This is a genomic window from Methyloversatilis sp. (genome assembly GCF_030698125.1).
Taxonomy (GTDB): domain Bacteria; phylum Pseudomonadota; class Gammaproteobacteria; order Burkholderiales; family Rhodocyclaceae; genus Methyloversatilis.
In genome coordinates this window covers 57,664-80,381 of the sequence record NZ_JAUYNV010000004.1, presented here as the reverse complement: position 1 = coordinate 80,381, position 22,718 = coordinate 57,664, and the positions used below count along the sequence as shown (strand labels likewise).

Here is a 22,718-nt window from a genome sequence, read left to right as displayed (position 1 = left end):
TCTCCATCATGCTGACCGAAATCTTCATCCTTGCACTCGTGCTGACCACCGGCGTGCGCCTGTGGCTCGCGACCCGCCACCGCGCGCACATCGCGGCGCACCGCGCCGAAGTGCCGCAGGCCTTCCGCGACAGCATTCCGCTGGACGCCCACCAGAAAGCGGCCGACTACACGATTGCGCGCGTGAGCCTTGCCCGCGCGGACGTGGTGGTGAGCGCACTGTGGCTGCTGGTGCTGACGCTGGGCGGCGGCCTGCAGTGGTTCTACAACCTTGCCGGAAGCCTTGCCGGCGACGGCCTGCTGCGCGACCTGGTGTTCGTCGGCGTGCTGACCCTGGCGTCCGGCGTGATCGATCTGCCCTTCACGCTGTACCGCACCTTCGTCATCGAAGCGCGCTTCGGCTTCAACAAGATGACGCCCGCCATGTTCTTCGGCGACCTGATCAAGCACGGGCTGGTGGCGGCCGCCATCGGCGCGCCGGTGCTGGCCGCGGTACTGTGGATCATGGACAGCCTGGGCAGTGCCTGGTGGGTGTACGCCTGGGCGTTCTGGCTGGCGTTCAGTCTGGCCGCGATGCTGCTGTACCCGACGCTGATCGCGCCGCTGTTCAACAAGTTCGAGCCGATGCCGGACGGCGAGCTGCGCAGCCGCATCGAAGGCCTGCTCGAGCGCTGCGGTTTCCGCGCCGACGGCCTGTTCGTCATGGACGGCTCGCGCCGCTCGGCGCACGGCAACGCCTACTTCACCGGCTTCGGCAAGGGCAAGCGCATCGTGTTCTTCGACACCCTGCTCAACCGGCTCGGCGGCGACGAGATCGAAGCCGTGCTGGCGCACGAACTGGGCCACTACAAGCACCACCACATCTGGAAGCGCGTGGCGCTGATCGGCGGCGGCAGTCTGGCCTTCTTCGCCCTGCTCGGCTGGCTGATCGACCAGCCGTGGTTCTACGCGCAGCTGGGGGTGAGCAGCGAGGGCAACGTGATCGCGCTGATGCTGTTCGCGCTGGTGATGCCCGTGTTCTCCTTCCCGCTGTCGCCCATCATGTCGCTGATGTCGCGCAAGCATGAATTCGAAGCCGATGCCTATGCCGCGGCGCAGACCCGCTCCGGCTGGCTGGTGTCGGCGCTGGTCAAGCTGTACCGCGACAACGCCTCGACGCTGACGCCCGATCCGCTGTACTCCAGCTTCTATGATTCGCACCCGCCCGCCGCATTGCGCGTGGCGAAACTGCAGACGCTCTGACTGCCACGACCTTCATTCATGAACGCACACGAACTTGCCCAGCAGCACTGCACGCCGCAGAAAGGCGCGCACAAGAGACTGACCGGCGACACCCTGGCCACCCACCTGCGCAGCGTGCCGGGCTGGATCGAGGCGGACAACCACATTTCCAAGGACTTCCAGTTCGCCGATTACGCGCAGGTGGTTGCGTTCGTGAACCAGGTGGCGGCACTGGCGGCAGCCCAAGATCATCACCCGGACATCATGTTCGGCTTCAACCGGGTGCGCGTGGTGTTCACGACGCACAGCGTGCGCGGCGTGTCCATCAATGACCTGATCTGCGCCGCCCGCATCGAAGCGATGCGCGACCTTTGAACACCGTTGCAGGTCGCGTCGTGTCGGCGCACGGCCGGCACTACATGGTTCGGCTCGACGACGGACAGGTGCTGCAGGCCTTTCCGCGCGGCAAACGTTCCGAAGTCGCCTGCGGTGACCGGGTCGAGCTGTCGCTGCAGGCCGATCAGGCGCGCATCGAACGCATTCACGAACGGCGCAGCCTGCTCTACCGCAAGGATGCCTTCAAGCAGAAGACGGTCGCCGCCAACGTTGACCAGGTGGTGATCGTCACCGCGACCGAACCCGGCTTCAACGCCGATCTGGTGGCGCGCATCCTCATTGCGATCGGTGCGCAGGACGTCGACGGCCTGATCGTGCTCAACAAGTGCGACCTCGCCGAAGGTCTTGCGGGCGCCCGCGCGCAACTCGCCGGCTTCGCCGCCATGGGCTACACGGTGCTCGAGCTGTCGGCGAAGCAGGACGTGTCGCTGCTCGCCAGCCATCTGAAGGGCCGGCTGAACGTGTTCATCGGCCAGTCGGGGATGGGCAAGTCGACACTGGTGAACGCGCTGATCCCCGGTGCCGCGGCAGCGACGCGCGAAATATCGGCTGCGCTCGATTCCGGCAAGCACACCACGACCTACGCCCGCCTGTACGAACTGCCGGGCGGCGGCGAACTGATCGACAGCCCCGGCCTGCAGGAATTCGGCCTGTCGCACCTCGACGTGCCGGCGCTGGAATACGCCTTCGTCGACTTCCGTCCCTGGCTCGGCAAGTGCCGCTTCCGCGACTGCGCGCACGACCGCGAGCCCGACTGCGCGCTGCGCGACAACGTCGCCCCCGGACGCATGTCGCTCTACCGCATCCTGCGGAGCGAACTGCAGCGGCCGCTGTATTGAACCGGTTCTGGTCGGTTTCCTGATCCGTTTCCTGATCGCTTTTCTCATCCAGTTCTGACCTGGGACCGGCGCCCTGTGCAGAAATCTTCCGTTCCGGGTCCCGCCCGGAGGCGGGTAGTCCCCGTCCTACAGCCTTGTGCACCCTGCACGTCTAGCATCCGGCCGGTCGCATCAATTCGATACCGGAGCCGTACCCATGCCCAGGATGAACGTCACTGTTTCACTGCGTTACGACGTCGGCACCGCGGGCAGTCTAGCGCTGCGCATCCTGCCCGCCGCCACACCCCAGCAAAAGGTGAGCGGCGAGTCGCTGGTGTCGTCGCTCGGCGCCCGCAGCCGCATCGTCAATGGCCGCCTCGGCCAGCGCGTACTGCACGTGCAGGCGCCGCCCGGGCCGCTCGAAATCGACTACTCGGCGCGCGTGCTGACCACGCATCACCTGGCCGACCCGGCCGCGCTGGCCGAGATCGGTGTCGCCGAACTGCCGTTCGATGTACTGCCCTTCCTGCACGAAAGCCCGTTCTGCCCGACCGAGCCGCTGACCCATCTGGCCTTCCGCACCTTCGGCCGCATGAAGCCCGGCTATGGGCGCGTGGCCACACTGTGCGAGTGCGTGCGCGATCGCACCTGCTTCGACCCGGCCCAGGCCGGTGCCGACAAGTCGGTCATGGACACCTTGCTGGACAAGAGCGGCGCAAGCGAACACTTTGCCCATCTGGCGATTGCGCTGTGCCGTGCGCTCTACATCCCGGCGCGGCTGGTCAGCGTGACCGGGCCGGGCAGCAGCGCGGCGCAGGGGCTGTCCGGTCTGCACTGCTGCATCGAGGTGTTTCTGGGAGATCGCTGGTATCTGTTCGACCCGACCGGCACGGCGCCGATCGGCCGTCTGATCCGCATCGGCACCGGACGTGACGCCAGCGACCTGCCGGCCATCAGCATGCAGGGCGAGGCGCAGCAGACGGGTGGCCGTCTGCAGATCACGACGCTGTGCGACGCCAGCGACATGCAATCCGACGCTTCGGACGCGCTGCGCGCGATTTCGACCGCCGCGCCAGACCTGACGCGCGGCGGATCACTGGCCGAGCAGGACGGACGGCGTCAGGCCTGATTTTCAGGGCCGATGTCCGGTCCTGCGATCACTGCAGCATGAAGGTTTCGTATTCCAGCCGACCGAGCTTGCGGTCGAGCGCATACAGGCCGAACAGCAGCGTCAGCAGCACCGACAACGCATAGCCGTAGCCGTAGAAGCTGGCACCCAGCTTGAAGAACAGCGCGGTGAACACGATGTTCGACACGCAGAAGAAGGCGCACAGGCCAAGAATGAGCCGGCGCTGGTCCAGATAGAAGAACACGTTCAGCAGCGCCAGCAGGCCGACCTGCAGACTGGCTGCCAGCGTCTGGATGTACAGCAGCGGCAGATAGAGCTCGGAAATCTCCAGCAGCGCGAATACGGCCGGGCCGGCCACGATGGCCGCCAGCATGGCCAGCGTCTGGATCTTGCCGATCTCGGCCAGGCCCTGGCGGATCGAATAGACCATTTCGTCGCGCATGTCCTCGATGTATTCGAGCGATCCGCCAGCGCGCACCGCATCGAAAAAACGATCGTAGTACTCGACGAAATCGGTTTCGATGCGCACCAGGAACACCGCCATGCCGGGAATGATGGACAGGTAGGCCATGAACACCGGCAGATCGTAGATGACCGAGGCGCGCAGCGGCCCGATGATGGCGTCCGACGTTTCCGGCCAGCTCCAGAACATGAACTTGTCGGCCCACACGCCGAGGTTGTACAGCAGGCCGATCGCCATCAGCGTCGGATAGCGCGTGCTGCGGTCGGCGAATTCGTACGAGATGGTGACCGCCGAGCGGTAGTGCCACGACGTCATGATCCACATGCCGACGAGCAATACGAAATGGCCGAGCACGAAGCCGCCGAGCAGGCCTTCCAGCCCCCACGGCCGGGCCAGCAGCGCAGCGGTGACGGTGATCGCGTAACCCAGTGCGTACAGCAGCAGGATGGCGCGGTACATCTTGAGCCCGGACAGGAAGATCGTGGCGACCCAGATGCCGCACAGCAGCACGAAGCCCGACAGCATCAGCAGCCGGTAGGCGACCGACAGGCCGGAAAACAGCGTGAACGCCAGCACCAGCCCGATGATGCCGGCCAGCGCGATCACCCACAGCAGCAAACCGTTGAAGTTCGACATGATGATGTCGTCGCGCTTCTCGAACAGGCGGTCCGACACGAAACGGGTGAACGCCAGCTGCACGAGGCCGGTCAGGATGAGCGAGGTGGCGATGAGATAGGTCACCGACACCTGGAACTGCGTGACCAGGAATTCGGGCACCACGACGGCGCGCGACAGCAGACCGACCATCAGGATGCCGACGATGGACAGCACCCACGGTCCGGAGCCGATCACGCCGGCGTAGCTGTAGGCCTGCGCCAGCCCGAGCAGGCTGTCCTTCTTGAGCAGTTTGCGCAGTTCGAAACCGATGCCGGCCATCAGCGCGCTCCGTGCCCGAACGGGCAGCCACCGGCGGTGCGCCCCTCGCGCGCCAGCGCCTGCGTGTAGACCTCGCGATAGCGGTCGAACATCTGCGTGTCGCTGTAGTAGCGTTCGACGCGCGCGATGCCGGCCTGCTGCGCGGATGCCCAGGCGACCGGATCACCGAGCAGTTCGAGCGCCGCATCGGCCAGCGCCTGCGGGTCGGCAATGCCGACCACGCGGCCGGCCGCACCGAGCGCCTCGTCGTCCTCACCCAGCCCGTACATCAGTTGCCGGCACGAGCCCACATCGGTCGACACCGCCGGCACGCCCGCGGCATAGCCTTCCAGCAGCACCAGCGGCAGCGCCTCGGAAATCGACGACAGCACGACCAGACCGATCTTCGGCATCAATTCGTCGATCTTCTGCATGCCGAGAAAGCGCACGTTGTCGTTCAGGCCCAGACTGTCGACCAGGTTGCGGCACTCTTCGGCATAGGCCGGATCTTCTTCGGCCGGGCCGGCGATCCAGCCCTGCGCCTCGGGCATGCGGTTCACGACGCGACGCATCGCACGGATGAAGGTCTTGATGTCCTTGATCGGCACCACGCGCCCGATCAGGCACAGCACCGGCGGAACGCTGTCGGGCCGCTTGTCGCGCAGCGGCGCCAGCTTGTGGATCGCCACGCCATTCGGAATGTTGCGCGTGCGCGCGGTGTCGGCCCCGTCGGCGACCTGGCGCAAACGGTTGATTTCATACAGCGCGATGATGGGGTCGGCCGCGCCATAGGTCAGCCGGCCCAGCCATTCGAAAAAGCGTATCCACAGCTGGCGGAAATAGCTCAGTTCGGACGCGTCCTTCTGGAACACGTTGCGGTTGTCCCGTATCCACTCGTTCTGGTACAGGTCGATCTTGCGTTCCTTGGTGTAGATGCCGTGCTCCGACAGCACCAGCGGCCGGCCGGTCGATTGCGCCAGCATGGCGCCGAGGAAGCCGGCGTATCCGGTCGATACGCTGTGATAGACCTTCGCCGGAATCAGCCCGTGCGCGACGCGCGCGAGCTGCCACAGCGGCTGGTGCATGATGCGCACGGTCCAGAAATAGTCGACGAAGCTGGGGTCGCTGCAGTACTTGCGGTAGCGGTCGGTCACGATGTCCCACGAGGCTTCGCTGCGCAGGAAGTCATCGAGGCTGACCCGGCCGCCCGGACTGATTTCGCGGCACGCCGCGCCGAACAGGTCGAGCGCGTCACCACCACTGCGGAAGGTGTCGTGCAGGGCCGCCATGCGGGCGAAGCCTTCGGTGTCGCCCGCCATGCCGGTCTTGCGGTCATGTGCGCTGGCGCTGCCCAGGTCGTCATGCAGGTAGTGGGTTTCGATGTGCTTCACGTTGTCCGGCAGCGTGTAGCGCATGTCGCCGTAATCGCTGCGCCGGCTGCCAATGAACACCACGGCGAACGTGAGGTCGGGAAAAGCGCGGATGATCTGGTTCACCCAGCTCGACACGCCACCCGACACGTACGGAAACGTGCCTTCGAGCAGCAGCGCCACATCGACGCCCGCGGGTTTTGTCAGCGCGTTCATGCATGTCCCCAGAAACGCAGCACCGGTTGCAGGCGCGAGAGGCCTTCCCAGTCCTGCATGCTTGCCAGCAGGGTTTTCACCCGCGCGTAGTCGCGCCGGGCGAACGCCAGTTCGGCCAGATAGGGCACCACGCGCGACGCGGGCAGGCCCAGTTCGCGCGCGCGCCGGTAGGCGGTGTCGGCTTCGTCGAAGCGTTGCAGCTGCTGCAGCAACCGGCCGTGCTGCAGGTGCAGCGCCGGGTCATCGGTCAGCCCCTGCAGCGCGGTTTCGGTGTGGCGCAGCGCTTCGCCGACCGCGTAATCCAGCAGGTCGCCCTGCACCAGACCCTGATAGATGAGTTCCCAGTACAGCGCGGCGAGCTGATGCGCGACCGTGCTGCGTTCCGCGACGTCGCGGCTGGCCGCGAGGCGCTGGCGCGCATCGTGGATGGAGGCGTTGAGCTGCTTCTCGCGTCCGTCGAGCAGGCCATAGGCGAGCAGGCGCAGGTCGTCTTCGGCATCGCCCAGCAGTTCGCGCAGCACCGGCGAGCCGATGCGCGACGGCGCGTGCGACAGCGCCACCATCGCGCGCAGGCGCTGCGGCACCGGCGCACGTTCGTTCTTCAGGAACTGGCGTACGCCGGCCTGGCGGAATCCGGTGGACGACTTTTCGCTGCTTTCGTGCGTATCGAGATCGGGCAGGCGCACCGCGGTGAACCGCTGCGGCGCACGCAGCCGCGGCAGCAGGTGGCGCAACAGCGCACCGATGACCACGCCGACGAAACCGAGCAGCGGCACGAAGAAGATGCAGCTGAACAGCAGCGCCAGCACGCTGGCGCGCGGCTTCGATTGCTGCGCCGGAATCAGCAGGTAGACGGCAAGCGCAAGCAGGCCGCTGGCCGGCGCGTGAATCGCCAGGTAGGCCAGCAAGGCCTGATCGGCATGCTCGATCACAAGCAGCGCCTGCAGCGCGCCCAGCTCGGTCAGCAGGGCCATCAGGCCGAATTTGCTAGCGCCCATGGCGGCCTTTCAGCAGCCGTTCGAGCAGCGTCAGCGGTTCCACGGTATCGATCAGATTGATGCGGCTGCCGACGCCGCTCGCATCCAGCCCGCCGTTGCGGTGCTGCGCCAGCCAGGCATCGATGCGCGCGAGATAACCTTCGACCGCCGCACTGCCGGCGAGCGGCATCAGCGTGATCAGCTGCGAACCCGCAGCGCTGCGCACCAGCCAGACCACGTCGAGCGAACGCTGGATGCGGCTGATCTGCAGCGCCAGATCGTCTTCCGGCGCGGCGGCCGGAAAATCGAGCGTGACCAGTGCACTGGCCACCCCGGATTCGACTCGCACGCGCCACATGCGCGCCAGTTCGAAGGCGAAGTCGGGCGGGCAGTCCGGGTACACCGCGCGGACCGGCGCCGCCAGTTCGCTCGCCGACAGGCCGTCGGCGTAATAGCCGAGCAGCAGGTTGAGCATCTGCAGCGTTTCGTCATGCAGCGCGAAGAACGGCATGCCGTCGACCACCAGCAGCGCGCGCATGTCGCCGCTCATGTCGGTCAGCGGCGCCACGACCAGGTAGCGCGAGCCGCTGAGCGCGCGTTCCTCATCAAGCGCAATGTGGGCAAGGCGGCGACGTTCGCAGGCGAAGCCCACCAGCGGGTCCGCCATGTCGATGTCGAAAGGCGCGCCCAGATGAACCGGCACGGCACCGTCCGCATGGCCGTTCTGATCGACCTGCAACAGGGCGGCGCGCTCGATCTGGCAGTACTGGGACACCAGCCGCAGCAGTTCGGCTGCTCCGGGCAGCGAGGTACCCGCTGCCGCCGGTGCCGACGCCAGCCCGCGCAGGCTCACCAGCGCATCGCGCATCGACACCGGGCGCGAAATGAGGTCCTGTTCCAGCCGGTCATGCGACAGGCGCAGCAGATAGTGCTGGTGCGTCAGGTATTCGAGCCGCTGTTCGAGATAGGCCTGCACGCTTTCGGCACGCCGCACGCGACCACGCCACAGCGATGAGAACTCGCCGCTGATCATCACCGTGATCAGCCAGCCGAGGAAGTACAGCTTGGGCAGTTCGCCCAGCGCCACGCCCAGCTCGGCGAACACGAACCAGGCACCGAACACGATGGCGCTGCCAGCCAGGCCCGGTATCGGGCCGTAGCGCAGCGCCACCAGCACCGGGCCCAGCCACACCCACGCGAACTGCGAGCGCAGGAAGAAGGGGTCGAGCGGATTCAGCCAGAACGCCAGTGCCAGTGCCAGCACCGGCAGCACCAGCGTTTCGGTCAGCGCCGATGCGCCGGCCCCGGAGCCGGTCGGCGTGAAGCGGTCGATGATGCGCCGGACCAGCGGCTCATCGACACGGCGGATGACCGGCTTCTCGCCGGGCGCGCGCGGATTCATTTATTTCAGGGCCGGCACGAGCAGCGACTTGATCAGTTCCTGCGCCACGCCGGACAGCGATTCGCGGCTCCAGCCGCTCTTGCCGCCGACGCCGCTCCACACCACCTTGCCGCCGTCGATCTCGACGATCTGCAGCGCCACGCCCACCGCCGGTTCGCCATCGACGCCGACCTTGTAGCGCCACTCGTCGACGGTGCCGGTGACCGCGTAGCGCGCGCCCTGCTCCTTCGCCCAGTCCATCGCCTTGTCGGCGTCCTTCGGCTTGCCGGATTCGAACAGGTTGTCGTTCTGCAGGCTCACCGGGTAGCGCTTCAGGTTGGCCACGCCGAGCGAACGCAACAGCCCTTCGGTGACGCTTTCGGCGCGCTGGCCGGCGAACGGCGTTTCGGTCGCGTTGGCGAACGGCAGCACCACCCAGGCGGCGCTCTTGTCGGCGCCGGACGGCGGCGAGTGGTCGATGACGGCACAGCCGCCAAGCAGCGTGACGCAGGCCAGCAGGCCGAGAGTGCGATGGATCAGGCGGGTCATGGTGTATCTCCCTGTTCTAGAAAGGCGGCCGTCAGAAGAACAGCCGGTAGTGAAGCGCAAATTCGGTGGTGCGCGCGAACAGCCCGCCACCGCCCTTGTTCTGTCGCCAGGACAGCGAAAAATGATCGGTGCCGAGCACGCTGCCGGCCAGCCCGAATGCCACGTCGTAACCGGCACCCGACACGCTGTTGTTGAGCACGCCGACCGAGCCGAAGGGCCGCAGCGCCTTGGTGTAGTCGCGCACCAGCCGCACGTTGTGGGTCAGGCGCACGCCGTGCAGGTTGAAACTTTGCGGCCGCAGCGCGGTGGCGTCGGCGGCACTGGCGAAGAACAGCCGGTTCTTGAGATCTACGGCACGCGCATCGGCAAGATCAATGTCGGACGGATTGAAGCGGTAGCCCGCCACATAGGCACTGACTTCAAGGTCGGGCAGTTCGGTGCGGATCGAGTGCACGTATTCCGCCTGCCACAGCCGGCCGCGGCCGATGTCGAGATCGTTCTGCGCCTGGTAGCGGTAGCGCGACAGCTGCAGACCGATGCGGTCGTAGCGCGACACGCGATAGGTGCCGCGCAGTTCGACCTGGTCGCGCATGCCGGCGACGCGCAGGCCGAGGTTTTCGGTGGCCGGCATGTTCAGGCCGATGCCCAGCGATCCGGACAGGCGCCGGTCGATGCGCTGCTCGCGCTCGATGGCGAACGGATGAATCGTTTCGAAGCCGTCGCGCTGGCCGACGGTGATGCGGGTCACGCCATCATCGTGCACCCAGGCCAGCCGGCCGAGCAGGTATTCGCGTTCGTCGGGCACTGCCGAAAAATCGACGTTGTCACCGCGACCGCGCGTGATCGAGCCGAATTCGACGCTGAACCGCAGGTCGGGCGCGACACCGATGTCGAGCGTGGCCGACTGCTGGCGCTCGTCGATGCCGGCCAGTTCCCGCTGTGCGATGTCGAGGTCGAAGCGGTCGGCGTAATCGAGCAGCGCGTCGCTCAGTTGCAGGTGCAGCGGCGCGTCGTCGCGCTGTGCGTCCATCGTTTCGAAGGCGGCTGTCTGGGCACGCCGCACGTCGCCGACCAGACGCGCGCTGTTGACGCGGTCGTAGCGCGGCAGGCGTTCGTCCCACTGCTCGAGCAGCGCGCCGACCGCCGCGACGTCGCCCTGACCGAGCGCGGCCGTGATGTCGGCCCACAGCGGACGGTTCAGCGCGCGACCGTACTGGTGCCACAGAAAGCCGCGCACCGCTTCGTACTCGCCATGATCGATGAACCATGACAGCGCCAGTTCCTTCGCCGCGGGCAGCCATTCGCCATCGGGCGCTCGATCGAGCCGCAGCACCTCGCGCAGCAGCGCATGCGACGCGTCACCCGGCTGCTGTGCGCGCGCCAGGCGCACGCGCGCCAGTCGCTGCAGCTGCGCGATGTCGTCGGCGGCCAGCACGCGCAGCTTCGGCCGTTCGGCGCGCCACAGCTGTTCGCGCAGCCGCCAGGCGCGCTCGGTTTCCTGATTCTGTTCCAGTGCATCGGCAACGTTCATCATCCACAGGAAGTCGCCGCGCTGCGCGCCGATGCGCGGCAGCAGATAGCGTTCGAGCGCAGTCTGCGGGCGCGACAACGCCTGCCAGGACGCAGCCAGCGCGTCATGCAGCAGCGGTTCGCGCGCCCACGCCTGTTCGTGGCGCGCCAGCAGTTCGCGCAGCGCCAGCGTGTCGTTGCCGTCGATGAACAGCCACAGCAGCGCCGAGCGCACGTCGACCGAGCCCGGGTCGATGGCCAGCGCGGCGCTGAAATCGTCCAGCGCCTGCGCCTTGCGGCCCGCGGCCTGATGCCAGCGCGCACGGATCTGCAGGAACAGCGGAAGGCGTTCCGCATCGCGCCGCTGGGCGTCCGACAGCTCACCGATGATGCGGCCGATGTCCTGCGGCCGGCCGGTGAACACATACAGATCCAGCGTACGCATCAGCCACACGCGATCGCCATGGAGGCGCCAGCCGCGCTCGGCTTCGCGCGCCGCCTGCAGCGGTGCGACATCCAGCAGCAGTTCGACCAGATCCTGCAGTTCGGACACCTCGACATCGTCGAAGCGCGTGATGCGGGCCAGCGCATCGCGCGCCCGGTCGTCGTCCTGCAGTAGCTGTGCCAGCGACGAATACAGTCGCCAGTAATCACGGTCGGCGTCGGTGGCCGCCGGGCGGACTGCTTCGAGCGCCGCCATGGCCTCATCGAAGCGATTGCGTGAGATCAGCAGGCCCGCGCGGCGCGATGTGCGACGCACGTCCGGCGTGGCGGTGGCATCGATGCGCGCCAGCGTGGCCAGTGCGAGATCGATGTCGGCTGCGCGCTCGGCCAGATCGGCCAGCGCAACCAGTACCGGCAGTGGCGGGTTCGCACCGCCCACGCCCTGCAGGAATTCGATGCCCTCGCGCGGTTTGCCGAGCCGTTCATAGGTGGCGATGATGGCGCTCAGCAGGCGGCTGTCGCCGGGCTGGCGCGCAATGCGGTGGCGCAGGCCGGCCAGCAGCGCCTCGTCGTCGAGCAGGCCGGGCGCCAGCCTCAGCACTGCGTCCCACGCGTCTTCGCGGCCGGTGCGCCGGGCGATGACCAGCCACTGATCCAGCCCTTCCTGCGGCTTGCCGGACCACTCGGACGACGTGGCCAGGCGCTCGCGCCAGATCATGCTGTCGGGCGCCTGGCGCACCGCCGATGCGGCGACGCGCTGCGCGTCGTCGAGCTGGCGGTTGCCGAGGAAGGCCTCGAAACCGAGCGTGTAGATGCGGTCGTCGAACGGCAGCTCGGGCGCGCCATTCGTCGCCACCCGCCAGGGCCGCGCGTCGAAACCCGACTGCGCCAGCAGCATGCGGCGCAATTGCTGCTGCAGCGACAGCTTCAGCATGGAGCGCGCAAAGCGCGCTGCCGCGTCGGGACGGTTGGCGGCGCGCGCCAGCGTGACCAGGTAGTACAGCACTTCGGTGTCGCCCGACAGTTCGCCCAGTTCGCGTTCGGCCGTTTCGAGCGCCAGCGCCAGCAGATTGCCCGACTGCAGTATGCGGATGGCCTGCAGGTAGAGCTGGCGGCGGCTGGCGGGATCAGGTTCGGCGGCACGCAGCAGCAGCAGGATTTTCGCGGCGTTCTGGTATTCGCCATGACCCAGCAATTCCTTCGCCGCCTCGCGATAGATGCGCGCGTCGGGCCGCACACCTTCGCGCGTGAAGCCCGACAGCAATTCCAGCGCCAGCACCGCCTGCCCCCAGGACAGCGCACGTTCGACCAGCGCCATGCGGTTCTGGTCGGTCAGGCCATCGATCAGCACGGTGCGGCGCAACTTTTCGGGCAAGGTCGCCTCGAGTTCGGCGCGCCGTGCAGATCCGGGCAGGCTGGCCAGCAGTTCGCTTTCGAACACCGTCCATTCGACCCAGCGCGCTTCGGTGCCAGCAGCGCCGGCTGGCGTAGCGGACAGCAGGGGCGCGAGCGCGAGGCGCGCACCGTCGTAGTCGCGCCGTGCCAGCGCCTGTCGCACCAGCGCCAGGCGCAATTCTGGATTGTCCGGATCGGTGCGCAGCAGATTGCGCAGATAGGCGATCGTCAGCGTGTCGCCGCGGGTCGCATTCAGCGTGTATTGCACCAGCTCGCGATACGGATAGAGCACGACCAGCAGCAGCGCCACCAGCAGCGCGATGCCCAGCAGCACATGCGGCGCGACCAGCCGCGGCCGCTCAAGCGAGGCGGCAGCGTAATTCGATCGTCGCAGCATGCGCGGTCAGTCTGAAGTGTGAAAGTGCTGCGTCGCGGCGGTAGGGCTTGAGCGCCTTGCCATCCGCGCTGGCGGTGCAATGGTCGATGTTCGCGAGCACGAATTCAAGCGGTACGTGGGCCCGCAGGTCCAGCACCAGCCGGTCGCCGTCGCGCGTCATGGCGGCGATGCGCCCGTTGCTGCTCGACAGCGCGGGTGCCGCCGGCGCCGTCGGCAGCAGGCCGAAGCTCGCCTCTTCGGCGGCCAGATGCAGATAGCGGCCTTCCGGCCCGGCGTTGAAACCGGCCACACCGGACGCTGCGGCGAGATCCGGATAACCCAGTTCGGGCGGCAGGCGCAGCGTGCGCAGATGCGGCGCATTGCGCACCAGGTAGCGTTGGCCATCCAGCGAGCGCGCCAGCACCAGATCGTTGAAGTTCATCGCGATGCGCACGTACTCGCTCGGAAAGACCGGGTGAACGTCCTGCGCCAGCGCATGGCGGTACACCTTGTGCAGCGCGTCGAGCGCCGCACGCTTGCTGGCCGAATACGTGTGGTAGTAGATGTTGATCGGCTTCAGGCGGCGCGGCGCGCCGGTGTAGTCGAAGGTTTCGATGACGCGCTGGAAGCCGTAGAACGGGCCGGTCCACAAGTTCGTATAGACGTTCTCGTTCATGATCGGCGCATGCACATGGAAGCGCCGGCCCTGCCACGACCCCAGCGCGGACACCGCGGCAAGACTGGCGTAGTTGCGGGTGGCCACCGTGTAGCCGCCATTCATCTGCACCATGCCTGCCGCGTCGACGATGTCCAGCGCCGCTTCGGTCGGCGACGCATCGCCGGTCCACAACATCAGTCCGACCGGTTTGCCGGGCGGTGCCAGACGACTGCGGATGTATTCGCTCGAACCCAGTATTTCGCGCTGCAGGCTCGGCACATAGCCCTTGGGTGCCAGTGAATAGCCCTGCAGTGACTCGCGCACTTCGCCGCGTTCCACGCTGTCCCAGAAGAACGGGTGCGTGTAGCTGTGCGACGCGATTTCGACGTGCGGCAACGCGAACATGCGGCGCGCCACCTCTTCCATCAGCGGCGACTCTTTCGGATACGCGCCCTGAGGGCTGGTTTCGACCTCGATCACGGACATCGCATGCGGCACCGCGTAGCGCTTGAGCACATCGTCGAGCAGCACTTCGGCGGCCAGACGGCGGCCCGGCATTTCGGCACGCGACGGAAAGCCATCGCCGTCGATGTGGGCGAAGAACATGCGGCGGCCGGTCGCGGTCGTGGTGTCGGCGACCGGCAGCGCGGGCAGCGCCAGCGCCTGACGGATGAAGGCGAAAGGTTCGACGATCCAGCGCGACTGTTCGTCCTCGCCCGGCAGCACGCGCACGACGAACGGGTTCAGCACATAGCCACCCCAGGCGGTGAAGGCCGCCGCGTCGTAGTGCGTGCCGTTGGCGTCCGACAGGCGCAGCAGCGCCCGTGCGCCGGGCGCCGACACCCGTATCGCCTCGACGCCCCGACGCTCCGGAAGTGCCGGTGATTCGTAGCCGATCAGCGCATCGCTGGTGACAACCTTCAGCGCGCCTTTCGGCGGCCCGGCGTCTTCGAGCCCCGCGGCGCGGACGAAGCTGCCGGCTGGCTGGAAGCCGAAACTGCCGAATACCGCAACCCGCGTACCTTCGGCGATGCGCGCGGCCAGCCAGTTCGACAGCGCGCCGGTCCGATCCGGCGCAACGTAACCATCGAACCAGGCGACGACGCCGGCGTAGTCGCCGGCGGACACCACGTCCGGCAGGCTGCCATTGACGTCGACATACTCGGCCACATAACCCAGATGATTGACCGGCATTTCAGCATAGCGATGCGCACTCGACGCGTTGATGCGCGACGACTCACGGCTGTTGTAGAGGAACATCACCTTGCGCGGCAGCACTTCGATCAGGCCGACGCCGGTGGTTTCGAGCGCCGCATCGGTGACATAGGGCACGATGCCGTGCGACAGGATACGTTTGGCCGTGTCGCGCGCCAGCGCGCGGTCTGTCGGCGCCACGTAGTCGATCGCCAGCACTGCGGCGCCGTGCTGCTCGCGTGCCGCCACGAGTTGGCCAAGCAGCCAGTCGCGATCCGCCTGCGACACCTCGACATAGCGTTTCTTCTTCGCGTCCCAGCCGCGGTAGAGCGACTCGGCGGCCACGGCAAACACCTCGCCCTGCAGCGCGGGCAGCACTTCGAAGCCGCGGTTCATGATGAGGCGGATGCCCGGAAAGCGCGTTCGCATCAGGCGGATGACCGCCACCAGACCGGCCTGCTGTGCCGCAACGTCTGCGTTCTTCACCAGGTGGTAGGAATCGAGCGTATCGAGAAAGAAGCCGCGGTAGCCGCGCGTCCACAGCGGTGCGATGACCTGTTCGGCGAAGAAGGCCGGCCAGTCCGGCTGCGCCTGATCGATCACGATGGACTGCCAGTCGGTGTTGCTGCCGATGCGCCACGCTGCAGGAATGCGCGAGGCGTAGCCGCGCGACGGATGCACTTCGCCGACGCTGACATAGGCGAACAGTTCACCGCCGGTACCGCCTGCCTTGCCGGCACGGTAGGCGGCCGGATCGAACCCGTGGTCGGGTTCGACTACCGCAATGTCGAACGCCTTCAGCGAAGCCAGCGGCGCCTGCTTGCCATAGTGCAAAGCGATGGACGGCAGATCAGCTGCGCGCGCTGCAGCCACGCATGCGAAGCTTGCAGCGCTCAGACACAGCAGGAAGTACAGAACACCTCGCAACCCCCGTGGCACAAGGGTATGCGGTGTAACGCACACATCGGTTGCGCGTGCGCAGTGCCAGTCGGCTTGAGCGGACATGCTCCGGACAGGTTCGTGGTTGGAATCCCGATTAACGACGGCCTTGCGGGAACCTTTAGCTTTACGGGCGGGCCGGCAGAAATGCCCGGAAGGACAACGCCCCGTTCCGCGCAACGCACGATTCAGCGCAGCGCACCGGGCCCGAGCGTATCAGCCCGGTATCCAGTCCGGCGAGGGCAGCGCGTGGAAGGCCTCGCGCAGGCTTTCGCCCCAGCGGCTGCGGATCATTTCGAAGTAGGCGTTATCGCTGTCGATGCGCAGGCTTGAGCACACCTTGAGTCCGTCGCGGCGCAGCACCAGCAGGTCGAGCGGCAGTCCGACCGACAGGTTGGACCGTATGGTCGAATCCATCGAGATCAGCGCGCACTTGGCCGCATCGTCGAGCAAGGTTTCCGGGCGGATGACGCGGTCGATGATGGGCTTGCCGTACTTTGCCTCACCGATCTGGAAGTAAGGCGTGTCGCGTGTCGCCTCGATGAAATTGCCGGCCGAGTAGATCTGGAACAGCCGCGGCACCTCACCCAGTATCTGACCGCCGAGGATGAAGGACGCGTTGAATTCGATGCCGAATTCCTGCAGCGCATCGGCGTCGCGCGCATACACCTCGCGCAGGCAGTCGCCGACATGGCGGGCCGCTTCGAACAGGTTCGCCACAGTGTGCAGGTTCGGGCCGTCGGTGGTCAGGCGCTCGCGCAACAGGCTCACCAGCGTCTGCGTGACCGCGAGATTGCCGGCGCTCATCAGCACGAGCACGCGTTCGCCCGTCCGCTCGAACACATTCATCTTGCGGAAGGTATTGATGTGATCGACCCCCGCATTGGTACGGGAATCGGACAGGCAGACCAGCCCGGCGTCGAGCAGCATGCCCACGCAGTAAGTCATGGCAGAAGTTCCGGCAGGTGTGGGAAAGGAATGTTATCCGTGTCGGCGGGCCTGTGCGCGGTGCGGCCAGAAAAGCCACAGCCGGGCGAGCCCATCCGGAAAGGCCGACCGTTCAGTGGCGGTGCACAGACACCCGCGTCACCGTCATCACGGCATGGTCAGCCGTGTCGCTCAGACGCACCGGGCAGGCATCGAGATGATCGCGACCGACGGCCAGCCTGCAGTAGCCCTGCCCGGCCAGCGATCGTTCCAGAACATCGACGCTGACCCAGCCTGCTTCGCCGCCGGCGGCGGGGCCGCTGGCCAGCCAGACGTCGACCCAGGTGTGCGGCGCAGCCCATTCTCCTGCCGCGTCGACCAGATAGCCGCTGACGAAACGCGCCGGCAGCCCGGCGGCACGGCAGCATGCGATGAAAGCGTGCGCGATGTCGGCGCCGCAGCCGCGCCCGGCTTCGAATGCACTGGCGGCACCGGCCGGCGGTACGCATTCAGGCTGGTGACGTACCGCGCCGCAGACCGCGCCGCTCAGATCGAGCAGTTCGCCCACGGTGTCGCGTCGGGCGCGAAGATGGGTGGCCGCCATCGCATGTGCCTGCTCGTCGCTTTCCGTCAGACGGCTGGTCGCCAGATAGGACAGCGGCGACAGCGTGCCCGCATCACGCGGCATCCACGCCGCAGCGTCGGTCATGCGAACCGTACCGCTGACCAGGATGGACAACTCGCTGTGCGGGCGGTCAAGCGTCAGCAGGTGGCCGACATTGCCATGCGCATCGATCGAGCGGCGTGCGTTGCCCGGCGCCTGAACCTTCCAGGCCAGCGCCCGCTGGGTCGAATCTTCGCGCGGCGTCAGTCGCAGTTGCTGGATGCTGTACTGCACCGGCCGCGTGTAGCGCAGCGTGGTTTCGTGGCGGATGTCGAGCAGCATGGTTATCTCCTCTGATTTCGGCAGACAAGTCGTCGCCGGGCCGCCCCAAGACGACTTGCCCCCCCCTCGCGGGCGGGACGGACGCAGGACGGCCCAGGGGGCAGTCAATTCGTCGCCGGCCCGCCCCCCCGAGGGGTGATCAACTTGACGACATCGGCACCAGGAAGTCTTCGGACACCCGGTTGCCCAGATCGATGACACGCACGATGAACTGCGTCAGGTATTCGTGCAGGCCACGCGCGAACACATCCTCGATGCGGCCGAACTTCAGGCTGGCCTGCAGTTCGCCGGCTCGCCTTTCGGTTTCGCTCGAACGGTAGTTCGACAGCGCATTCAGGTTTTCGAACACTTCGACCATGCTGGTGCGCAGCGAGCGCGGCATCTGGTCGTTCAGGATGAGCAGTTCGGCGACCTTGACCGGCGTGATCAGGTCACGGTAGACCTTGCGATAGACCTCGAATGCCGACACCGAGCGCAGCAGCGCGCTCCACTGGTAGTAATCGGCCGCGGTATCGGGCGGTGCCGCACCGTCGACCAGCATGTGGTACTTCACGTCGATGAAGCGCGCGGTCGCGTCGGCCCGTTCGAGGAAGGTACCGAGACGGATGAAGTGAAAGGCCTCGTCGCGCAGCATGGTGCCCAGCGTGACGCCGCGCGACAGGTGCGAGCGGAACTTGACCCATTCGAAAAACTCGCCGATTTCGCTGCCGGCGAGTTTCCAGCGCGGGTAGTCGCGCATCTTGAGCCAGGTGTCGTTGGTGGTTTCCCACATTTCCGACGTGATGGTGCCACGCACCGCATGGGCGTTTTCCCGTGCCATGCGCAGGCAGCTCATGATGGAGCACGAATTCGTGCCGTCAAACACCATGAATTCGAGCACCGCTTCCATCGTGGCCGCACTGTGCTTGGAGCGGAAAGCGTCTTCCAGACCGGTGATCGACAGTGTCGCCCCCCAGCCGGCGTCGATGCCGCCTTCTGCCTGCGGCACCATGGACATGCGGTAATTCACGTCCAGCATGCGGGCGACGTTTTCGGCGCGCTCGATGTAGCGCGCCATCCAGTAGAGGTGATCTGCGGTGCGGCTCAGCATGTCAGATTTCCAGTATCCAGGTGTCCTTGGTGCCGCCGCCCTGCGACGAATTCACCACCAGAGATCCTTCGCGCAGTGCCACGCGGGTCAGGCCGCCCGGCACCATGTTGATGTCCTTGCCGGACAGCACGAAGGGGCGAAGGTCGATGTGGCGCGGCGCGATGCCGGCATCGACGAAGGTCGGGCAGGCAGACAGCGCCAGCGTAGGCTGGGCGATGTAGCGCTCCGGCGTGTCGATGATGAGCTGCCGGAAGCGTTCGATCTCCTCCTTCGTGGCACGCGGGCCGATCAGCATGCCGTAGCCGCCTGCGCCGTGCGTCTCCTTGACGACCAGTTCGTCCAGATGGGACAGCACGTAAGCCAGATCGTCCGGCTTGCGGCACATGAAGGTCGGCACGTTGTTCAGCAACGGTTCTTCGCCAAGGTAGAAACGGATCATGTCCGGCACGTAGGGGTAGATCGACTTGTCGTCGGCCACGCCGGTACCGATCGCATTGGCCAGCGTGACGTGTCCGTCGCGATAGACCTGCAGCAGACCCGGCACGCCGAGCATGGAATCGGGCCGGAAGGCGAGCGGGTCAAGGAAGTCGTCGTCGATGCGGCGGTAGATCACGTCCACCCGCTGCGGACCCTGCGTGGTGCGCATGTACAGGTGCTCGTCGCGCACGAACAGGTCCTGCCCCTCGACCAGTTCGACGCCCATCTGCTGCGCGAGGAAAGCGTGTTCGAAGTAGGCCGAGTTGTAGGCGCCCGGCGTGAGCACGACGACGGTCGGGTCGATGACCCCGGCCGGTGCGACAGCGCGCAGATTGGTCAGCAGCATGTCCGGGTAGTGCTCGACCGGCGCCACGCGATAGCGCGAGAACAGTTCCGGGAACAGCCGCATCATCATGCGCCGGTCTTCCAGCATGTAGGACACGCCGGAGGGCACGCGCAGATTGTCTTCCAGCACGTAGAACTCGCCGGCGCCGGCGCGCACCACGTCGACCCCGGCGATGTGGGCATAGATGCCGCCGGGCACATCGACGCCCTGCATTTCCGGGCGGTACTGGCTGTTGGACAGGATCTGTTCGGCCGGCATGTGACCGGCCTTGATGATTTCCTGGTCGTGATAGACGTCATTCAGGAACATGTTCAGCGCCTTGACCCGCTGGCGCAGGCCGGCCGCAAGCTGCTTCCATTCCTGGGCCGGAATGATGCGCGGCACGATGTCGAACGGGATCAGGCGTTCCTTGCCGGACTCTTCGCCGTAGACGGCGAACGTGATGCCGACGCGGTGAAAGACAAGGTCGGCTTCGGCACGCTTCTGGGCGATGCGCTCGGGGGGCGTTTCCGCAAGCCACTTCTTGTATCCGGCGTAGTGACTGCGCACCGTGCCGTCGGCACTGTTCATTTCGTCATAGATCGACGACGGATTTGCCATGATCGTGTTGTCTCGGTGGTGATGTGGCGCTTGTGCTGACTTCATCGGGAGCACAGCGAGAAATGTGCCATGCCCCAAAGCCGCGTCGATACCTGAAAACCTCTGGCCCGAGTGGCTTTTTGCACCACAACGGTGCAGCACCCGGATTCATCTGGTGCAGAGCCGCAAAACAAAACGCCCCGCAATGTGCGGGGCGTTCCGGAGTGTTGAAGCAACCCGCGCTCAGATGCGTTCGATGATGCCGGCAATGCCCTGCCCGCCGCCGATGCACATCGTGATCAGGCCGTATCGGCCGCCCGTGCGCTGCAGTTCGTACAGGCACTTGACGGTCAGGACGGCACCCGTCGCACCGACCGGATGACCGAGGCCCACCGCGCCGCCATTGACGTTCACCTTGGCCGGATCGAGACCGAGTTCGCGTGTCACGCACATTGCCTGCACAGCAAACGCCTCGTTCGATTCGATCACGTCGAGATCGGACGCCTTCAGGCCGGCGCGCGCGAGCGCCAGCTTGACGGCCGGAATCGGGCCCGTGCCCATGATGCTGGGCGCGACGCCGGCGACCGCATAGGACACCAGGCGGGCCAGCGGCCTGGCACCGGCGCGCGCAGCAGCACCGGCTTCCATCATGACGATGGCGGCCGCGCCGTCGTTGATGCCCGAAGCATTGCCGGCAGTCACCGAGCCGTCCTTCTTGAACACCGGGCGCAGCTTGGCCATGCCTTCGACCGTGGCGTCGCGCCGGAAATGCTCGTCGGTGTCGATGACCGTCGTGCCCTTCTTGGTCTGCACTTCAAGCGGCGCGATCTGCGACTTGAAATGGCCGGCATCGGTTGCGGCGGCAGCGCGGCGGTGCGATTCGACAGCGAACGCGTCCTGCTCTTCACGACCGAAACCGAACTGGCTGGCGATGTTTTCGGCCGTGATGCCCATGTGGGTCGTTTCGAACGGATCGGTCAGCGCACCGACCATCATGTCGATCATCTTGGTGTCGTTCATGCGGGCGCCCCAGCGCGCAGCGGGCATCAGGTAGCCGCCGCGGCTCATGGTTTCGACGCCACCGCCGACTGCACATTCGGCGTCGCCGAGCTGGATGGCGTTGGCGGCCGACACGATGGCCTGGAAGCCGGACCCGCACAGGCGGTTCACGCCCATTGCGCAGGATTCCTGGGCCATGCCGGCATTGAGCGCGACCACGCGCGAAACGTACATGTCGCGTGCTTCGGTGTGGATCACGTTGCCGAACACCAGGTGCTGTGCTTCCTTGGCATCGACACCGGCGCGCGCAAAGGCGGCCTTGACGACGTGCGCGCCCAGATCACATGCCGTGAAATCCTTCAGCGAACCGCCGTAGGCACCGATCGGCGTACGCGCTGCACCCACGATCACCACTTCTCTCTTGTCAGCCATCGCCACAACCTCCCTTGAAATCAGTTTCCGAACACGTTTCGAATCAGTTTCCGATATAGCCGGCCAGCGTCAGCAAGCCAAGCAGGATCAGACAAAACACCAGTGTGCGCCAGACCAGGCCAATCGCGCTTTGCATCAGATCAACATCGGCGTCGGTGCCCACGCCCAGTTCGGGCCGATCGGCCACCTCGCCGAGCTCGAACAACGGCGCGCCGAGCTTGACGCCCAGTGCGCCGGCGCCACTGGCCAGCAGGATGCCGGCCGCCTGTTCAGGCCACTTTGCCGCCTGAGTACGCCAGCAATGCACCGCATCCTCGAAATCGCCGACGATGGCGAACGTGGCGGCGGTCATGCGCACGGGTACCCAGTCCAGCCATTCGTACATGCGGCGCGCAAAGCGGCCGAATGCACCGAATTCGATATTTTCCCGCCGCGCCCACGACCACGACAGGCGTTCCGTAAGGCGATACAGCAGCGGGCCGGTCGGTCCGGGCAGCAGCGCGAACAGCGCCAGCGGGGCCAGCACGTGCCGGTGCGCCGCGAGGATGCCCTGCTCAATCGACAGCCGGGCGATTTCCTCGGTCTTCAGGCGGTCGGTATTGCGCTGCAGCCAGTCCGACAGCTCGCGTCGCGCCGTGTCCGGGTCGTCGGCGCGCAATGCATCGGCAATCGCTTCGAAATGATGGCTGAACTGGCGGAAACCCATGGTGGCGTAGAGCACCAGTACGTTGAGTGCCCAGCCGAGCAAGGGGTTGACCCACACCAGCACTAGGTAGAGGCACCACACGGCGAACACCGGCAGACCGACAGCGAGCACCCACGCGATCACGCCATGCCGGGCTTCACCGGCATTGAGCCGCTGCTCGAACCAGAAGGCGTAGCGCGCAAGCGGCCCCGCCACTACGCGTTCGTAGGACAGCGGTTTGAACTGCTCAATCAGGAGTGCGACGAAGAGGGACAGCCAGGTCATGAA

General features: G+C 66.4%; 17 protein-coding genes. 4 read left to right on the top strand and 13 right to left on the bottom strand.

From position 1 onward, the window contains the following. The first annotated feature begins 8 nt into the window (after positions 1-8). The 4 genes from Q8Q80_RS01040 (at position 9) to Q8Q80_RS01025 (ending at position 3,563) form a co-directional block, all read left to right on the top strand. Positions 9-1,241: a M48 family metallopeptidase gene (locus tag Q8Q80_RS01040; RefSeq protein WP_305631147.1), complete on the top strand. Its 1,233-nt coding sequence runs from the start codon at positions 9-11 to the stop codon at positions 1,239-1,241. An 18-nt stretch (positions 1,242-1,259) separates the two neighbouring features. Continuing rightward, a complete protein-coding gene (locus Q8Q80_RS01035) occupies positions 1,260-1,595 on the top strand; it encodes a 4a-hydroxytetrahydrobiopterin dehydratase (protein ID WP_305631146.1) in 336 nt (111 codons plus the stop codon). Between the two features lie 44 nt (positions 1,596-1,639). Beyond that, a complete protein-coding gene (gene rsgA / locus Q8Q80_RS01030; RefSeq protein ID WP_305631285.1) occupies positions 1,640-2,455 on the top strand; it encodes a ribosome small subunit-dependent GTPase A in 816 nt (271 codons plus the stop codon). Positions 2,456-2,651: 196 nt separating this feature from the next. Further along, entirely contained in the window at positions 2,652-3,563 is a 912-nt protein-coding gene (locus Q8Q80_RS01025) for a transglutaminase family protein (RefSeq protein WP_305631145.1), read from the top strand. A 28-nt stretch (positions 3,564-3,591) separates the two neighbouring features. Here the strand turns inward: Q8Q80_RS01025 and pelG are convergent, their stop codons facing one another. From pelG to Q8Q80_RS00960, 13 genes are all read right to left on the bottom strand, one after another. Then, positions 3,592-4,962: an exopolysaccharide Pel transporter PelG gene (gene pelG / locus Q8Q80_RS01020; protein ID WP_305631144.1), complete on the bottom strand. Its 1,371-nt coding sequence runs from the start codon at positions 4,960-4,962 to the stop codon at positions 3,592-3,594. Further along, a complete protein-coding gene (pelF, locus tag Q8Q80_RS01015; protein ID WP_305631143.1) occupies positions 4,962-6,527 on the bottom strand; it encodes a GT4 family glycosyltransferase PelF in 1,566 nt (521 codons plus the stop codon). Before pelF ends, pelG begins: the two co-directional genes overlap by 1 nt. Then, positions 6,524-7,525 carry a hypothetical protein gene (locus Q8Q80_RS01010; protein ID WP_305631142.1) on the bottom strand — a complete coding sequence of 334 codons (1,002 nt, stop codon included), beginning with the start codon at positions 7,523-7,525 and terminating at the stop codon, positions 6,524-6,526. Before Q8Q80_RS01010 ends, pelF begins: the two co-directional genes overlap by 4 nt. Beyond that, on the bottom strand, positions 7,515-8,906 hold the full coding sequence (locus Q8Q80_RS01005; RefSeq protein ID WP_305631141.1) for a PelD GGDEF domain-containing protein: 1,392 nt from the start codon (positions 8,904-8,906) through the stop codon (positions 7,515-7,517). The genes Q8Q80_RS01010 and Q8Q80_RS01005 overlap by 11 nt, the downstream gene beginning before the upstream one ends. Then, positions 8,907-9,434, bottom strand: a complete 528-nt coding sequence (locus Q8Q80_RS01000; RefSeq protein ID WP_305631140.1) for a penicillin-binding protein activator LpoB — start codon at positions 9,432-9,434, stop codon at positions 8,907-8,909. 31 nt (positions 9,435-9,465) lie between these two features. Beyond that, positions 9,466-13,179, bottom strand: coding sequence for a tetratricopeptide repeat protein (locus Q8Q80_RS00995; protein WP_305631139.1), 3,714 nt, complete (start codon positions 13,177-13,179; stop codon positions 9,466-9,468). Then, entirely contained in the window at positions 13,142-15,883 is a 2,742-nt protein-coding gene (locus Q8Q80_RS00990) for a bifunctional glycoside hydrolase 114/ polysaccharide deacetylase family protein (protein ID WP_305631138.1), read from the bottom strand. Before Q8Q80_RS00990 ends, Q8Q80_RS00995 begins: the two co-directional genes overlap by 38 nt. Positions 15,884-16,165: 282 nt before the next feature. Beyond that, positions 16,166-16,897 (bottom strand): proteasome-type protease, encoded by a 732-nt coding sequence (locus Q8Q80_RS00985; RefSeq protein WP_305631137.1) that lies wholly within the window; start codon positions 16,895-16,897, stop codon positions 16,166-16,168. 112 nt (positions 16,898-17,009) lie between these two features. Beyond that, entirely contained in the window at positions 17,010-17,822 is an 813-nt protein-coding gene (locus Q8Q80_RS00980; RefSeq protein ID WP_305631136.1) for a transglutaminase family protein, read from the bottom strand. A 139-nt stretch (positions 17,823-17,961) separates the two neighbouring features. Next, positions 17,962-18,912, bottom strand: a complete 951-nt coding sequence (locus Q8Q80_RS00975; RefSeq protein ID WP_305631135.1) for an alpha-E domain-containing protein — start codon at positions 18,910-18,912, stop codon at positions 17,962-17,964. Position 18,913: 1 nt separating this feature from the next. Further along, positions 18,914-20,335 carry a circularly permuted type 2 ATP-grasp protein gene (locus Q8Q80_RS00970; protein ID WP_305631134.1) on the bottom strand — a complete coding sequence of 474 codons (1,422 nt, stop codon included), beginning with the start codon at positions 20,333-20,335 and terminating at the stop codon, positions 18,914-18,916. Between the two features lie 222 nt (positions 20,336-20,557). Beyond that, positions 20,558-21,745, bottom strand: coding sequence for a beta-ketothiolase BktB (gene bktB / locus Q8Q80_RS00965; RefSeq protein WP_305631133.1), 1,188 nt, complete (start codon positions 21,743-21,745; stop codon positions 20,558-20,560). A 43-nt stretch (positions 21,746-21,788) separates the two neighbouring features. Beyond that, complete coding sequence (locus Q8Q80_RS00960; RefSeq protein ID WP_305631132.1) at positions 21,789-22,715, bottom strand: CobD/CbiB family protein; 927 nt, start codon at positions 22,713-22,715, stop codon at positions 21,789-21,791. Positions 22,716-22,718: the final 3 nt, after the last annotated feature.